This window comes from Pantoea sp. nfd-35 (genome assembly GCF_056892255.1).
On record NZ_CP122403.1, the window covers coordinates 1303163 to 1317808 of the forward strand.

The following is a 14646-nucleotide window of genomic DNA, read 5'->3' on the forward strand; positions in this document are numbered from 1 at the left end:
CGTGACCACTCTGGAAGACACCATCGGCAATACGCCGCTCATCAGATTACAGCGCCTGGCGCCTGACAACGGCAGTGAAGTCTGGCTTAAGCTGGAAGGCAATAACCCTGCCGGTTCAGTGAAAGATCGGGCCGCCTGGTCGATGATCCACCAGGCCGAGTTGCGCGGCGACATTACGCCGGGCGACCAGTTGATCGAAGCCACCAGTGGCAATACCGGCATTGCGCTGGCGATGATTGCCGCGTTGAAGGGGTATCGGCTGCGGCTGCTGATGCCCGACAACATGAGTCAGGAGCGGCAGGATGCGATGCGCGCCTACGGCGCAGAACTGGTGCTGATTAGCCGCGAGCAGGGGATGGAAGGCGCACGCGATCGGGCTCAGGAGATGGCGGCACGGGGCGAAGGAAGGGTACTGGACCAGTTCAATAACCCGGATAACCCGCTCGGCCATTACCAAACCACCGGGCCTGAGCTGTGGCAGCAGTCGAAACAGCGAATGACCCACTTTGTTTCCAGCATGGGTACCACGGGAACCATTACTGGCGTAGGCCGGTTTTTAAAGGATCACCAGACCGGCGTTAAAGTGATTGGCCTGCAGCCTACCGAAGGCAGCAGCATTCCCGGCATCCGCCGCTGGCCCCAGGCTTACATGCCGGGCATTTATCGCCCTGAGTTGGTGGATGACATCATTGATATGGGACAGCAGGAAGCCGAAGAAACCATGCGCGCGTTAGCGCGACGTGAAGGCATCTTCTGCGGCGTCAGTTCCGGCGGTTCGGTTGCTGGCGCACTGCGCATCGCCCGGGCGAATCCGGGGAGCGTGGTGGTGGCTATCGTCTGCGACCGGGGCGATCGCTATCTCTCAACCGGAATTTATCAGTAGCGTCCTCCTCAATACCGATGCGTTAAAAAAGGCGTGTGTTGCCCACCAGGGCGCATAAGCCTTTTTTATTTACCGGTGTTGGCACTATGCTTAGTCGCATCTGTAAGGATCGCGTAAAACCGGCTGCGCATTACGTTGGCTCGGTTCAAAATAGCGCCAGTTACGCATGAGAGATAACAATGAAAATCTTGCTGGTAGATGACGACGTAGAGTTAGGCACCATGTTAAGCCAATACCTGATAACAGAAGGTTTTGACGCTCAGCTGGTGTTAACCGGCAGTGCCGGGGTTCAGGGAGCGCTGTCGGGGGAGTTTAGCGCCATGATACTGGACATTATGTTGCCCGATATGAGCGGCACCGACGTGCTGCGCCAGGTACGTCAGCAAAGCCGCCTGCCGGTAATTATGCTGACCGCCAAAGGCGATAATATTGATCGGGTCATCGGGCTGGAAATGGGCGCGGATGACTATATGCCCAAACCCTGTTATCCCCGTGAACTGGTTGCGCGTTTGCGCGCGGTCCTGCGCCGGGTTGAGGAGCTTGCACCGCAGCAGGACAAAAAAGAGATACTGCAGTGGGGCGAGCTCACCCTTAATTCTGCCAGGCGGATTACGGAGTGGAAGGGCAAAACGTTTGACCTGACCGCCTCAGAATTTAACCTGCTCGATTTGCTGCTGCGTTCACCCGACCGGGTAGTGACGAAAGACGAACTGTCAGAAAAAGGTCTGGGCCGACCGCGCGAAGCTTACGATCGCAGCGTGGATGTTCACATCAGTAATATTCGTCAGAAGCTCAGTGCGCTCACGGCGGAGAGCATTACGATTGAAACCGTTCGCAGCATTGGCTATCGCATTCGATGAGTCACAGCTATCGCGGACGCATGTTCTGGAAAATCCTGCTGGGCTTTTGGCTGGTATTTTTCATCATCAGCCAGCTTATCTGGCTGGGGTTTTCACTTTCCGGAACCCGCCACCATCCGCCTGAACTTCAGGTAACACAGCGTCTGGCGGATGTGTTAATGGCATCAGCCACGTCCGTGCTGGAACGTGAAGGGCCAGCCGCACTCAAGGTGATGACAGCAGAGTGGACGCCTGAGGAACGCCAGTTCCTGAGCATAAGTCCTGTTGATGACCTTCAGCCCGCCGTCAGCGCGCCGCCGCCTGTTTCCGATACCACTGATAAATCGTTTTTCCCCAATCGGTTGGTGCGTCAGGTAAAGGGTGCAGACGGCAACGATTATGAACTGATGTACGACCTCAGAGGAATGCGTGAGCTGAGTCGGGAAGGGCGACCACACAACTTTCTGAACATACCTGAACCCATGTTTATTTTTGCTGGCTCGGTAGGGCTGCTGTTCAGTTTGCTATTGGCCTGGAACCTGACCCGGCCAATGCGACAGCTACGCGAAGGGTTTTCGCGCGTGGCTAATGGGGATTTACGCGTCCGGCTTTATCCGGCACTGCGTAAACGCCACGATGAGCTGTCGAGCGTGGCTCAGGCATTCGATGCCATGGTAGAGCGGCTGGATACGCTGGTGAAGGCGCGTGAGGCGCTGCTTCATGATATCTCTCACGAACTGCGCTCACCGCTTGCTCGCCTGCAGTTGGCCACCGGGCTGGCACGTCAAAGGCCAGAGAATGTCAGTACCTCACTGGATCGCATTGACGAAGAAGCGCAACGACTTGATAAGATGATCGGCGAGCTGTTGACTCTGGCGCGTGCAGAACACGAAAGCATGCCGGGAGAACACTATTTCGACCTTGCGGGATTGCTGGAGGCGGTGGTGACAGACTTACGTTATGAAGCGCAGATCCCCGGTGTGGATGTCGTGTATGACGTTGATGAGCGCGCCGATCATACGGTGCGTGGTAATGCGGAACTGTGCCGCCGTGGCATTGAAAACGTATTACGTAATGCCCTGCGCTTCTCGCTGCCGGGACAACGTATTCATGTGAGCCTGAAGGTGGAATCGCAGTGGCTGGCTATTCACGTACGTGACCAGGGGCCGGGTGTGGAAGAAACCAAACTTTCCAGTATCTTTGACCCGTTTGTACGCGTGAATTCTCCGCTGATGGGCAAAGGTTACGGGCTGGGGTTGGCTATCGTACGTAAAGTGGTCTTGGCGCATCATGGGGAAGTGCACGCCGTTAACCGACCGGAAGGCGGGCTGGAGCTCACGCTGCGTTTGCCGCGCTGGCAGCCGGATTAACGCGGAAAACGAACATAAAAAAACGGCACCCTCAGGTGCCGTTTTTCGTTTACTTCCTGATGCGAATCACAGGGGTTTCACCCACAATGACCTGACCAGAAAGCTTCGTCAGATCTTTGATTTCATCCATGTTGGAGATGACAACAGGCGTCAAGGTTGATTTCGCTTTCTCTTCCAGCAGCGCCAGATCGAACTCAATAACCACGTCGCCTTTTTTAACCTTCTGACCTTCTTCAGCGATACGTTTGAAGCCTTCGCCTTTCAGTTCAACGGTATCAATACCGAAGTGAACAAAAAGCTCAATGCCGTTATCTGATTCGATTGAAAATGCGTGGTTGGTTTCGAAAATCTTGCCGATAGTCCCGTCAACCGGAGCAACCATTTTGTTGCCGCTTGGTTTGATCGCAATACCGTCACCCACGATTTTTTCTGCAAACACCACATCTGGTACGTCTTCAATGTTCACGATTTCGCCTGACAGAGGCGCTACGATATCAATTGTCCCAGCGCTATCTGTTTTTTCGCCAAAAAGTTTAGAAAACAAACCCATGATCTTCTCCTAAGCAGTAATTTGGGGCCAGCATCTCGTGGATCAGCAGAGCGTTTTTTCTTTAATGAACTTGTTAACCAGGTTCATTAAGTCTTCCGCCGTAGGTTGAGCCAGTGCCTGCTCTGCCAACGCCTTCGCATCTTCGAAATGTGTATTACGAATAATTTTCTTGATGCCAGGGATAGAAATGGCACTCATGCTGAATTCGTCCAGCCCCATTCCCAGTAACAGTAGTGTAGCACGTTCGTCACCTGCCAGCTCACCACACATGCCAGTCCATTTACCTTCAGCATGAGACGCATCAATAACTTGCTTGATGAGGTTCAGCACTGACGGTGTCATTGGGTTATACAGGTGCGAAATCAAATCATTACCACGATCTACTGCGAGAGTATACTGCGTCAAATCGTTTGTCCCAATGCTAAAGAAGTCGACTTCTTTAGCCAGGTGGCGGGCAATCACGGCTGAGGCAGGCGTTTCGACCATAATGCCGACTTCGATTGACCCATCAAACGCTTTGCCTTCTTCGCGTAACTGCGCTTTAAGCATGTCCAGCTCGGCTTTCAGACTGCGGACTTCTTCGACCGAAATAATCATCGGGAACATGATACGCAGCTTGCCGAACGAGGAGGCACGCAGAATGGCGCGCAGCTGAGCATGCAGGATCTCTTTACGATCCATCGCGATACGAATAGCACGCCAGCCGAGGAAGGGGTTCTCTTCTTTTGGCAGATTCATGTAAGGCAGGTCTTTATCACCGCCAATGTCCATGGTACGCACGATAACGGCCTGCGAGCCCATCGCTTCAGCAACGGCTTTGTACGCCTGGAACTGCTCTTCTTCGGTCGGCAGCGAATCGCGATCCATAAACAGGAACTCGGTGCGATACAAACCGACACCTTCAGCGCCGTTACGCTCTGCGCCGGCGATATCTCGCACGGTGCCGATGTTGGCGCAGACTTCAACCTGATGACCATCCAGAGTTACCGCGGGCAGATCTTTCAGCTTAGCCAGTTCATGTTTTTCGGACAGGTACTGGTTCTGAACCGCTTTCAGCTCTTCCTGAACGGCGTCAGACGGATTGACGTGAATCGCATTGTTCACGCCATCCAGAATGATGAAGTCACCGTTTTTAATGGAGGTGGTCACGTTACCGGTGCCGACGATCGCAGGGATTTCTAACGAACGCGCCATGATAGACGTGTGCGACGTCCGACCACCCAGGTCGGTAATAAAGCCCAGCACCTTTTTCAGGTTTAGCTGTGCGGTCTCTGACGGCGTTAAATCTTTCGCCACCAGAATAGATTCGTCCTGGATTGCGCTCAGATCGACAATGTGCAGACCTAAAATATTTTGCAGCAGGCGTTTACCGATGTCGCGCACGTCCGCCGCACGCTCTTTCAGGTATTCATCATCCAGCTCTTCCAGCGCTTTAGCCTGAGCGTCAATCACGGAATTCACCGCGGCATCGGCAGTTGCGTGATCTTTTTTGATCAGGTCGGTGATTTCCTGCTCCAGCTCTTCATCTTCCAGCAACATGATGTGGCCTTCGAAGATCGCTGCTTTTTCTTCACCCAGGGATTCGCTGGCTTTGATGCGAATGGCTTCCAGCTGTTCAGCCGCTTTGCCGCGGCCCTGAAGAAAGCGCTGGATCTCCTGCTCAACCTGATCATCTGAAATCTTTTTACGGTTGATGACGATCTCGTCTTCTTTCAGCAGCAGAGCTTTGCCGAAAGCGATACCTGGTGATGCTAAAATGCCTGAAATCATAACCCTACCTTTTAATCACGATGGCTGACTGGACTCGTTGCATTGCCATAGTCGTGGGACACGTACTCTACGAAAGCAATAACGCGGACAGTTTGTCCGCGATCAAGATGTTGCACGCAATGGCGCAGAAGAGTCGTTTTAAAGCGGTGCAGAAAGGAGATTACTCCAGTTCCGCCATCAGCTTAACTAAATGCTCTACGGCTTTTTGCTCATCTTCACCTTCCGCAGAAAGGGTCACAACGGTGCCCTGGGTCAGACCCAGCGTCTGCAGCTTAAACAGGCTTTTAGCGCTGGCAGATTTACCATTGGAAGTGACAGTGATTTCTGACTGGAAGGCTTTAGCTTCTTTGACAAATTGCGCAGCAGGGCGAGTATGCAGTCCGTTTGGTGCGGTAATGGTAACTTCTTGCTGGAACATTCTATTTCCCCAACTTTTTCAGGATTAGTGTTATGGATCTAAAGTCTAGCCTGGAGCCCTAACTTTAGCCTGTGAAGGTGCGCGGGTATACATCTTACTGTCTAACAATGCGCTTGAATGAGTCTTTCATTCCCGCTGAGTGTCAAAAAGCGATTTGAGCACGTCACCGGTTAATTATGCCGTGATTTGCCCTTTCACTAAATCTGAATCTTGACTCAGCTTGATCCACTTCAAAGGAGGATTAATTTCAGGCTTCGAAATAATTGGCAGTCTAAATACCAGAGCCACGTGAGTGAAATCAATCTGCGACATGGTGAAAGTGAGATCTGCGCCACAAAAAAGCACCCATCCGGGTGCTTTTTAGGCATTTATCCGCACCCGTTTCGGGCTATTGCAGCTCTTTTTCGGTAAAGAGATCGGCAAACAGGGCGGTACTGAGATAGCGTTCGCCGGAAGAGGGGAGAATCACGACGATATTTTTATTGGCGTAAGCTTCATCTTCCTGCAGCTTCAGCGCGGCGGCAACGGCGGCGCCAGATGAAATACCGGCCAGGATGCCTTCTTCTTCCATCAGACGACGTGCAGTGGAGATGGCTTCTTCGTTGGTGATAGCCACTGCCAGGTCAATCAGCGACAGCTCCAGGTTGCCTGGAATAAAGCCAGCACCGATCCCCTGAATCTTGTGGGGGCCGGGTTTCAACTCTTCGCCCGCCATTGCCTGGGCAATGACCGGTGAGTCGGTTGGCTCAACCGCGACCGTGATCAATTCTTTTTTGCCTTTGGTGTTTTTTATGTAACGACTTACCCCGGTCAGGGTACCGCCGGTACCCACACCGGCGATGAACACGTCCACTTCGCCATCCGTATCTTCCCAGATTTCCGGGCCGGTGGTCTTTTCATGAATTTCCGGGTTAGCCGGGTTGCTGAACTGCTGCAGCAGCAGGAATTTGTCTGGATCGCTGGCAACAATCTCTTCAGCTCTTGAGATGGCACCTTTCATGCCTTTTGCGCCTTCGGTCAGCACCAGATTTGCGCCTAACGCTTTCAGCAGCTTGCGCCGCTCAACAGACATGGTATCCGGCATGGTGAGCGTCAGTTTATAGCCGCGTGCCGCCGCCACATAGGCCAGCGCGATGCCGGTGTTGCCGCTCGTCGGCTCAACCAGTTCAATGCCAGGCTTAAGAATACCGCGTTTTTCCGCGTCCCAAATCATATTGGCACCGATACGGCATTTCACACTGAAGCTCGGGTTACGGGACTCCACCTTCGCCAGGATGCGGCCGTTACCGATGCGGTTCAGTCGAACCAGCGGCGTATGACCAATTGTTAAAGAGTTGTCTTCATAAATCTTGCTCATAGCCTGTCCTTAACTGTATGAATTATTGGGAACCCTCAGAGCATACCTGTTCTTCTTTCTGGCGGAAGGAAAGAAATCATATATCTATATGTCTCATGGCAATAAGACCTGCCAAAAATTGCATAAGGATAGTTGATGTTTTAGCTCAGGTGCCACGAGCAAGCTTCGCACGATAACGATCGACCCACATTGCCGTTGCGCCACAAACAGCTACCGGCATAATGGCCAGGTTAACGACCGGAATCATCGTAAACAGGCTGACCAGTGCACCAAACTGCATGTTTGCCGTCTTGTGCTGACGCAGCGCCTGGCGCATCTGCTGAAAACCCACCTTATGGTTATCGAAAGGATAGTCACAGTACTGAATCGATAACATCCACGCGCTGAACATAAACCATAAAACGGGCGCGACGGTCTGCCCAACGCCCGGAATAAAGTAGAGCAGCAGTAAGCCCAGCGCGCGTGGCAGGTAGTAGCCCAGCTTCTGCAATTCGCGTTTCATAATGCGGGGAACATCTTTGAGCAGGCCTACCCAGCCGCTGTCAGGTAATGGTTTCCCGGTCAGGCGCGCTTCCAGTTGTTCGGCCAGTAGCCCACAAAAGGGGGCGGCAATCAGGTTGGCAAGGGTGGAAAAGAAGTAACTGAACACCAGTACCACGGAAATCACCGACAGCGGCCACAGCAAATAGCTCAGCCACTGCAGCCAGTCGGGAACGTGGGACATTAACTGCGGGATCCAGCTATCAAGCTGGTAAAAAAGCCACACGAAAGCCCCGCCCAGCAGAAGGATGTTGACCAGTAAAGGGATAATCACAAAGCGTCGAATACCGGGCAATCTGACCAGCTTCCAGCCCTCGCTGAAGTAATGCAAACCGTTAAAAGCGGAAACCGAATTGTTGACAACCATAAAGCCCGTTCTCCTGAAGATGGTAAGGCGCGTCTACTATAACCTGGCTTTTTCACCTCTCCAGGTGCCGTTTGGGTAAAAAAACAGCGAAAAAGCGTGGGTGGTCTATCTTATTTGTGAGAAAATACTGCACAGACTTGCACTTATCTGGCAGGGCAAATACAGTTAGAGAATAAAGTTTGCCGCGGTGGCAAGGTATTGGAACAACAGAGAATACAATGATGCAGGATTTGCGTCTGATATTAATCGTTGTTGGCGCGATCGCCATTATAGCGCTTCTTATTCACGGACTGTGGACCAGCCGTAAAGAGCGCTCTTCAGTGTTCCGCGATCGCCCGCACAAACGTTTGAAACAACGTGATGAACATGATGATGAGACGCTTACCGACGACGTTGATGACGGCGTGGGTGAAGTGCGTGTGCGCCATGCCCGCGACCATCAGGAACCTCACTTCGATGATATTCGCGATACGCAGCCAGACGAGCAGCACGCGCCTGTAACGCCACAGCGTGCACGTCAGCCTGCCACATCAGTGCCGGAAAGCGATCCCCTGTTTGCGCCAGCACCTAAGCCTGAATCCGCACAGCCGCGGCCAGCGCCTGCACGCCAACAGCCCGCGCCTCAGCCAACCTTTGTTGCGCCACCGGTACAGGCAGATCCTCTGCTGGATTCTGACCCGCTGGATAGCGTTCAGCCCAATCCCGTTTATCAGGCTGAGCCTGAACCCGCGCCTGAGGTCGTCAGCCCGCCGCCGCCTAAGCAACCTGAAGCGCGCCCTGCAACCAGCAGCAAGCCGAAAGAAGCGGTGCTGGTTCTGCATGTCGCCGCTCATTCCGGTGGTCAGCTAAATGGTGAAGCCCTGTTACAGGGGATTTTGCAGGCCGGTTTTCAGTTTGGTGAAATGAATATTTTCCATCGTCACCTCAGCCCGGCGGGCAGCGGCCCTGTGCTGTTTAGCCTGGCCAATATGGTGAAACCTGGCTCGTTCAATCCGGATGAAATGACTGATTTCACCACGCCCGGCGTGTCTATTTTTATGATGGTGCCGTCGTATGGCGATGCGAATCAAAACTTTAAGCTGATGCTACAGTCCGCACAGCGTATTGCGGACGATGTGGGCGGTGTGGTTCTCGATGACGAGCGCCGTATGATGACGCCACAAAAACTGGAAACCTACAAAGCGCGTATCCGCGATGTGGTTGAATCCCGGGACTAATCCACACTTTTTCAATTTGTTATGATAAACCCCCGCCTGTCGGGGGTTTTTTATCTGATGGGGTTATATGAAATCCGTCCAGGAACACATCACCGAACTGCGCACGACGCTGCGCCATCATGAATACCTTTATCACGTTATGGACGCACCGGAAGTACCGGATGCGGAATATGACCGCCTGATGCGCGAGCTGCGCGAGCTTGAAGAACAGCATCCTGACCTGATTACGCCTGACTCACCCACGCAGCGCGTCGGGGCGGCTCCCTTAATGGTGTTTGAGCAGGTCCGCCATGAAGTGCCTATGCTGTCACTGGATAATGCCTTTGACGAAGCCAGCTTCAGAGCATTTAACAAGCGCGTGCAGGATCGGCTAAAAAGCAGTGACGATCTGGTCTACTGCTGTGAACTCAAACTGGATGGCCTGGCCGTGAGCCTGTTGTATGAAGACGGACTGTTAACCCGTGCGGCAACCCGCGGTGACGGCACAACCGGCGAGAATATTACAAGCAACGTGCGGACAATCCGCGCGATCCCACTGCGGCTCAAAGGCGAGAACATTCCTGCCCGCGTCGAAGTGCGGGGCGAGGTGTTTATGACGCAAAACGGCTTTGAAAAGCTGAATGCGGAAGCGCGCCGCACCGAAGGCAAAGTCTTTGCCAATCCGCGCAACGCCGCGGCAGGTTCACTGCGCCAGCTCGATCCCCGTATTACGGCAAAACGACCACTCACGTTTTTCTGTTATGGCATTGGCCTGCTGGAAGGCGGCGAGATGCCGCGCAGCCATATGGCGCGTCTGCAACAGTTTAAAGCGTGGGGCTTGCCGGTCAGCGATCGTATTCGTCTGGTTCATAACGTGGATGAAGCGCTGGCCTTTTACCACGAGGTTGACGCGCAGCGTGCAGAACTGGGGTTTGACATCGACGGCGTCGTGATCAAAGTCGATTCTCAGGATCTGCAGGAGAAGCTGGGCTTTGTCGCCCGTGCGCCGCGTTGGGCGGTAGCCTTTAAGTTTGCCGCTCAGGAGCAGATGACCGTCGTGCGCGACGTTGAATTCCAGGTGGGCCGCACTGGCGCGATTACGCCTGTGGCGCGCCTGGAGCCGGTGCAGGTCGCTGGCGTAATGGTCAGCAATGCGACCTTGCATAACGCCGATGAGATAGAACGTCTTGGTTTGCGTATTGGCGATAAAGTTGTGATTCGCCGTGCCGGTGACGTGATTCCTCAGGTGGTGAATGTCGTTGTCAGCGAACGCCCTGAAGACGCGCGTGAAATCCTGTTCCCTTCCCACTGTCCGGTATGCGGATCCGATGTTGAACGCGTCGAAGGCGAAGCTGTCACACGCTGTACCGGCGGGTTGATCTGTGGTGCTCAACGTAAAGAAGCGCTGAAACATTTTGTCTCGCGCCGCGCCATGGACGTCGAGGGGATGGGCGATAAGATTATCGATCAACTGGTAGAGAAAGAGTACGTCAAGACGCCGGCAGACCTGTTTCGATTAACCCGTGAAACCTTAACCGGCCTGGATCGGATGGGGGCGAAATCGGCGCAGAATGTGGTCGACGCTCTGGAAAAAGCCAAATCCACTACGCTGGCGCGTTTCTTGTATGCGCTCGGTATTCGCGAGGTTGGCGAAGCGACCGCGGCTAACCTGGCTAACCACTTTGGCGAGCTACAAAAGGTAATGGATGCCGATCTGGACGCGCTGATCGCAGTGCAGGATGTGGGCACCGTGGTGGCGAAGCACGTACGTCACTTTATGGAAGAAGAGAGCAATCGCGACGTGATTCGCCAACTGGTCGAAGACATTGGTATCAACTGGCCCCAGGTGATGGTGGTTAAAGCGGAAGAGATTGACAGTCCGTTTGCAGGCAAAACCGTGGTGCTCACCGGCTCGCTGTCACAGATGAACCGTGACGACGCGAAAGCGCGCCTTACCGAACTCGGCGCGAAAGTCAGTGGAAGCGTATCGAAGAAAACCGATCTGCTTATCGCGGGCGAAGCGGCCGGTTCAAAACTGGCGAAGGCGCAGGAACTGGGCATCGAAGTGATCGATGAAGCTGAAATGATTCGTCTGCTGGGAGCCTGACATGGACAAACAGTATCTGGTTGAAATAGCTAACACGGTCATGCCGTTTGGCAAATACAAAGGCCGGGTGCTGATTGATTTGCCTGAGCCTTACCTGCTGTGGTTCGCCCGCAGTGGCGACTTTCCTTCAGGACGTTTAGGTGAGCTGATGCAACTGACGTTGACGATTAAAATTGAAGGGCTGGAAGGCCTGGTGAAGCCCCTGAAGCGCGGTGAGTAATTACGCTGCCTCGTTATATTGAGCAAACGAGGCAACGATTTCCTACGCGTTTCGGTTATTTCTGCGATTCCACCACGGCGGCTTTATCTTTTTTAGCCTGCAACGCATTGGTTTTCTTATAACGCCCGGCAATAAACGAACACACCATCAGCTGCACCTGATGAAAGATCATCAGTGGCAAGACGATAATGCCCACGGCGCTGGCGGGGAACAGAATGTTCGCCATCGGCACACCGTTTGCCAGACTCTTTTTGGAACCACAGAACAGGACAACGATCTCATCCTGACGGCTGAAGCCAAACAGGCGAGAGGCAAAGTAGTTAATCAACAGAACGATAGTCAGCAGCAGTAGACATCCCGCCAGAATCCACAGCAGCGTATCAACGCCAACCCGTTTCCAGATGCCGTTTACCACCGCTTCACTGAAGGCGGAATAGACCACCAACAGAATAGAGGTTTGATCCGTAATACCAATCAGACTCCGGTTTCTTTCCACCCAGCCGCTGATCCAGCGACGTGACAGATGGCCTAAAACAAAAGGCACCAACAGCTGCAGCATGATTTTACCCACCTGCTCAAGGCCATCACCCGGTCCGCTGTTGTTAACGTCCATAACCAGATTCACCAGCAGGGGGGAGATAAATACGCCCAGCAGGGAAGATGCCGAGGCGCTACAGACCGCGGCAGCAACGTTTCCGCCCGCCATTGAGGTAAAGGCGATAGCTGACTGTACCGTGGCCGGTAAAATACACAGATAGAGGAAGCCGGTATAAATCTCGGCACCAACTTTCACCGGATGCCACCAGACAATTAACATACCGATAGCCGGGAACAGCACAAAGGTACTGCACATAATCCAGAGATGGAGCCGCCAGTGGCTGCTACCGGCAATGATTTTTTCCCGCGACAATTTGGCGCCATGCATAAAGAAAAGCAGCGCAATCGCGGCGGTGGTCAGGTACTGAAAAAAGTCAACAAAATGACCTCTGGCAGGAATAAAAGAGGCCAATAATACGGTGATGATAAGCTTTATCATCATTGGGTCTATACGTAAAAATCCCATCGTTAAAATCCGGTTAAATTTAGGCTGAGGTGATTGTGCGCGATGTGGGTTTAGAAATAAAATTGATTTATTAGATTAATCTATGTGAGAAATCGATGAATTACTCTTTGCGTCAGCTACGCACCTTTGTTGCTGTAGCGCATTACGGCGGTTTTAGTCAGGCAGGGCAGGCTATTGGTCTGAGCCAGTCGGCCGTAAGCCACAGCATAAAAGAGCTGGAAAATGAAATTGGCGTTCGCCTGCTGGACAGGACGACGCGCGAAGTCGTGCTGACCGAGGCCGGCCAACAGCTGGCCTCCCGCATGGAAAGGCTGCTCGAAGAGATAAACACAACGCTGCTTGATATTCGCAGCTACGGTGAACAGCGCAGTGGCACGGTGCGAATCGCGGCCAGTCAGACCATCTCTGCGCACCTGATGCCGCAGTGCCTTGCTGCCAGCCAGCATAGCTATCCGGACATAAAAATCATTTTGCACGACCGCGTACAGCAGTGGGTGTTAGAAAGCGTCCGCAATGCTGAAGTGGATTTTGGCATCGTGATCGGACCGCTTAACGACACCGATTTTGACGGCTGCGCTATTCTGGATGAACCTTTTTTGCTGTTATGTCGTGAGGACGATCCGCTTGCCGACGTTGCTCAGGCAAACTGGTCTCTGTTAGATGGGCGAACGATGGTGCTGCAGGATTACGCGTCAGGTAGCCGGGTATTAATTGATGCGGCTTTACGCCAGCAAAATATCAACGTTAATGTCGTTCAGGAGATCGGCCATCCCGCGACGCTGTTTCCTATGGTCGATGCCGGCATTGGGATTAGCATTTTACCGGCGCTAGCGTTACCGCTTCCGGCAGGACGGGCGCTGACGGTGCGCCGTCTTTATCCGGAGATCAATCGCACCCTGACTTTAATTAAGCGTAAAAATCGCTCATTAACGCCAGCGGCCGAAGCGATCTGGCAGGAGGTGCGTCAGCAGGCAAGATTGCTGACGCAACAACGCGAGTCAAGACCGGCGTTTTAGATATAGACATCGAGTTGATTGGTCTGCGTCGGGCGGTTAACGCCATCTGCAGATGCAGTATTACCTTCTTTTTGCGCCTGCTTTGCTTCAGCTTTCTGTTGCTCTTTGCGTTGTAACTGCTGGATTTGCGCTTCTAAAACCTGGATTTGTGCCTTAATCGTATCTTGCTGCTTCTTTTTCTGCTCTGTGGTCATCGTCTTATCGTCACCCAAACTTTTCAGTTGGTCGTTGAGACGAGAAATCTGCTTATTCAGGCTGGCGATTTGTGATGCGGTATCACTTGAGTTGGTTGTGTCTGATGAACTGCTGCTTCCGATACTCGGCGTGCTGGTTAATATCGTTGTCATTATGATCTCCTTGCAAATAGACGTTTTAGGTTATCGGACGCTTGCCGCAAAAGCTTAATGCCCCAAAATGTTAATTTTACGAAAAGATTCTTACAGTCTGGCGTCAGGACGGATAAATTTGGTGGGTCGTGCAGGATTGCCTCGGCCCGGTGGGCCTCGCCCTGCGGGTGATGCTGGCGCATCAGCCTGAACCGCTTTGCGATTCAGTCGAACCTGCGGCAGGTTCTCATCCTGCACGTTTTACGCACAGCAAAAAGGCGCCTTTAGGGCGCCTTTCAACATTGGTGGGTCGTGCAGGATTGCCTCGGCCCGGTGGGCCTCGCCCTGCGGGTGATGCTGGCGCATCAGCCTGAATCGCTTTGCGATTCAGTCGAACCTGCAGCAGGTTCTCATCCCGCACGTTTTACGCACAGCAAAAAGGCGCCTTTAGGGCGCCTTTCAACATTGGTGGGTCGTGCAGGATTCGAACCTGCGACCAATTGATTAAAAGTCAACTGCTCTACCAACTGAGCTAACGACCCGAAGTGGTGGGTGATGACGGGTTCGAACCGCCGACCCCCTCCTTGTAAGGGAGATGCTCTACCAACTGAGCTAATCACCCAC

Annotated in this window: 14 protein-coding genes, 2 tRNA genes and 2 other RNA genes; 7 read left to right on the plus strand and 11 right to left on the minus strand. The window is 53.2% G+C overall.

Annotated features, from left to right (window positions below; all coding sequences use genetic code 11):
• Nucleotide 1 precedes the first annotated feature (1 nt).
• The 3 genes from cysM (at nucleotide 2) to P9J57_RS06180 (ending at nucleotide 3092) form a co-directional block, all read left to right on the plus strand.
• On the plus strand, nucleotides 2-883 hold the full coding sequence (gene cysM, locus P9J57_RS06170) for a cysteine synthase CysM (RefSeq protein ID WP_013026645.1): 882 nt from the start codon (nucleotides 2-4) through the stop codon (nucleotides 881-883).
• A 179-nt stretch (nucleotides 884-1062) separates the two neighbouring features.
• Nucleotides 1063-1743: a response regulator transcription factor gene (locus P9J57_RS06175; protein ID WP_013026644.1), complete on the plus strand. Its 681-nt coding sequence runs from the start codon at nucleotides 1063-1065 to the stop codon at nucleotides 1741-1743.
• On the plus strand, nucleotides 1740-3092 hold the full coding sequence (locus P9J57_RS06180; RefSeq protein ID WP_013026643.1) for an ATP-binding protein: 1353 nt from the start codon (nucleotides 1740-1742) through the stop codon (nucleotides 3090-3092). The genes P9J57_RS06175 and P9J57_RS06180 overlap by 4 nt, the downstream gene beginning before the upstream one ends.
• Nucleotides 3093-3141: 49 nt before the next feature.
• Here P9J57_RS06180 and crr read toward each other — a convergent pair whose 3' ends face one another.
• The 5 genes from crr to cysZ form a co-directional block, all read right to left on the minus strand.
• Complete coding sequence (crr, locus tag P9J57_RS06185; protein ID WP_013026642.1) at nucleotides 3142-3642, minus strand: PTS glucose transporter subunit IIA; 501 nt, start codon at nucleotides 3640-3642, stop codon at nucleotides 3142-3144.
• Between the two features lie 42 nt (nucleotides 3643-3684).
• Nucleotides 3685-5412, minus strand: coding sequence for a phosphoenolpyruvate-protein phosphotransferase PtsI (ptsI, locus tag P9J57_RS06190; protein ID WP_133345032.1), 1728 nt, complete (start codon nucleotides 5410-5412; stop codon nucleotides 3685-3687).
• A 160-nt stretch (nucleotides 5413-5572) separates the two neighbouring features.
• Nucleotides 5573-5830 (minus strand): phosphocarrier protein Hpr, encoded by a 258-nt coding sequence (gene ptsH / locus P9J57_RS06195; RefSeq protein WP_003848868.1) that lies wholly within the window; start codon nucleotides 5828-5830, stop codon nucleotides 5573-5575.
• 388 nt (nucleotides 5831-6218) lie between these two features.
• Nucleotides 6219-7187: a cysteine synthase A gene (gene cysK, locus P9J57_RS06200; RefSeq protein WP_013026640.1), complete on the minus strand. Its 969-nt coding sequence runs from the start codon at nucleotides 7185-7187 to the stop codon at nucleotides 6219-6221.
• Nucleotides 7188-7332: 145 nt separating this feature from the next.
• Nucleotides 7333-8094 (minus strand): sulfate transporter CysZ, encoded by a 762-nt coding sequence (gene cysZ / locus P9J57_RS06205; RefSeq protein ID WP_024471233.1) that lies wholly within the window; start codon nucleotides 8092-8094, stop codon nucleotides 7333-7335.
• Between the two features lie 218 nt (nucleotides 8095-8312).
• On the opposite strand from cysZ, the gene zipA reads away from it, so the two are divergent.
• The 3 genes from zipA (at nucleotide 8313) to P9J57_RS06220 (ending at nucleotide 11617) form a co-directional block, all read left to right on the plus strand.
• On the plus strand, nucleotides 8313-9311 hold the full coding sequence (gene zipA / locus P9J57_RS06210) for a cell division protein ZipA (protein ID WP_308538716.1): 999 nt from the start codon (nucleotides 8313-8315) through the stop codon (nucleotides 9309-9311).
• A gap of 67 nt (nucleotides 9312-9378) precedes the next feature.
• Complete coding sequence (ligA, locus tag P9J57_RS06215; protein ID WP_014594249.1) at nucleotides 9379-11397, plus strand: NAD-dependent DNA ligase LigA; 2019 nt, start codon at nucleotides 9379-9381, stop codon at nucleotides 11395-11397.
• A 1-nt stretch (nucleotide 11398) separates the two neighbouring features.
• Complete coding sequence (locus P9J57_RS06220) at nucleotides 11399-11617, plus strand: DUF3820 family protein (RefSeq protein ID WP_013026636.1); 219 nt, start codon at nucleotides 11399-11401, stop codon at nucleotides 11615-11617.
• 55 nt (nucleotides 11618-11672) lie between these two features.
• On the opposite strand, the gene P9J57_RS06225 is transcribed toward P9J57_RS06220, so the two are convergent.
• Entirely contained in the window at nucleotides 11673-12680 is a 1008-nt protein-coding gene (locus P9J57_RS06225; protein ID WP_013026635.1) for a bile acid:sodium symporter family protein, read from the minus strand.
• Nucleotides 12681-12775: 95 nt separating this feature from the next.
• On the opposite strand from P9J57_RS06225, the gene P9J57_RS06230 reads away from it, so the two are divergent.
• Complete coding sequence (locus P9J57_RS06230; protein ID WP_013026634.1) at nucleotides 12776-13696, plus strand: LysR family transcriptional regulator; 921 nt, start codon at nucleotides 12776-12778, stop codon at nucleotides 13694-13696.
• Here the strand turns inward: P9J57_RS06230 and P9J57_RS06235 are convergent.
• From P9J57_RS06235 to P9J57_RS06255, 5 genes are all read right to left on the minus strand, one after another.
• Nucleotides 13693-14043 carry a FlxA-like family protein gene (locus P9J57_RS06235; RefSeq protein WP_013026633.1) on the minus strand — a complete coding sequence of 117 codons (351 nt, stop codon included), beginning with the start codon at nucleotides 14041-14043 and terminating at the stop codon, nucleotides 13693-13695. The two genes, P9J57_RS06230 and P9J57_RS06235, sit on opposite strands and share 4 nt — an antisense overlap.
• 119 nt (nucleotides 14044-14162) lie before the next feature.
• A non-coding RNA gene (locus P9J57_RS06240) (RtT sRNA) lies at nucleotides 14163-14294 on the minus strand.
• 31 nt (nucleotides 14295-14325) lie between these two features.
• Nucleotides 14326-14457: non-coding RNA, RtT sRNA (locus P9J57_RS06245), on the minus strand.
• A 31-nt stretch (nucleotides 14458-14488) separates the two neighbouring features.
• Nucleotides 14489-14564 (minus strand) — tRNA-Lys (locus P9J57_RS06250).
• A gap of 4 nt (nucleotides 14565-14568) precedes the next feature.
• Nucleotides 14569-14644, minus strand: a tRNA-Val gene (locus tag P9J57_RS06255).
• Nucleotides 14645-14646 lie beyond the last annotated feature (2 nt).

What these genes read in the sequence shown, in the direction of transcription:
- P9J57_RS06175 (WP_013026644.1), top strand. Translation starts at nt 1,063, where the DNA reads ATGAAAATCTTGCTGGTAGATGACGACGTAGAGTTAGGCACCATGTTA.
- P9J57_RS06180 (WP_013026643.1), top strand. Translation starts at nt 1,740, where the DNA reads ATGAGTCACAGCTATCGCGGACGCATGTTCTGGAAAATCCTGCTGGGC.
- crr (WP_013026642.1), bottom strand. Translation starts at nt 3,642, where the DNA reads ATGGGTTTGTTTTCTAAACTTTTTGGCGAAAAAACAGATAGCGCTGGG.
- ptsI (WP_133345032.1), bottom strand. Translation starts at nt 5,412, where the DNA reads ATGATTTCAGGCATTTTAGCATCACCAGGTATCGCTTTCGGCAAAGCT.
- ptsH (WP_003848868.1), bottom strand. Translation starts at nt 5,830, where the DNA reads ATGTTCCAGCAAGAAGTTACCATTACCGCACCAAACGGACTGCATACT.
- cysK (WP_013026640.1), bottom strand. Translation starts at nt 7,187, where the DNA reads ATGAGCAAGATTTATGAAGACAACTCTTTAACAATTGGTCATACGCCG.
- cysZ (WP_024471233.1), bottom strand. Translation starts at nt 8,094, where the DNA reads ATGGTTGTCAACAATTCGGTTTCCGCTTTTAACGGTTTGCATTACTTC.
- zipA (WP_308538716.1), top strand. Translation starts at nt 8,313, where the DNA reads ATGATGCAGGATTTGCGTCTGATATTAATCGTTGTTGGCGCGATCGCC.
- ligA (WP_014594249.1), top strand. Translation starts at nt 9,379, where the DNA reads ATGAAATCCGTCCAGGAACACATCACCGAACTGCGCACGACGCTGCGC.
- P9J57_RS06220 (WP_013026636.1), top strand. Translation starts at nt 11,399, where the DNA reads ATGGACAAACAGTATCTGGTTGAAATAGCTAACACGGTCATGCCGTTT.
- P9J57_RS06225 (WP_013026635.1), bottom strand. Translation starts at nt 12,680, where the DNA reads ATGGGATTTTTACGTATAGACCCAATGATGATAAAGCTTATCATCACC.
- P9J57_RS06230 (WP_013026634.1), top strand. Translation starts at nt 12,776, where the DNA reads ATGAATTACTCTTTGCGTCAGCTACGCACCTTTGTTGCTGTAGCGCAT.
- P9J57_RS06235 (WP_013026633.1), bottom strand. Translation starts at nt 14,043, where the DNA reads ATGACAACGATATTAACCAGCACGCCGAGTATCGGAAGCAGCAGTTCA.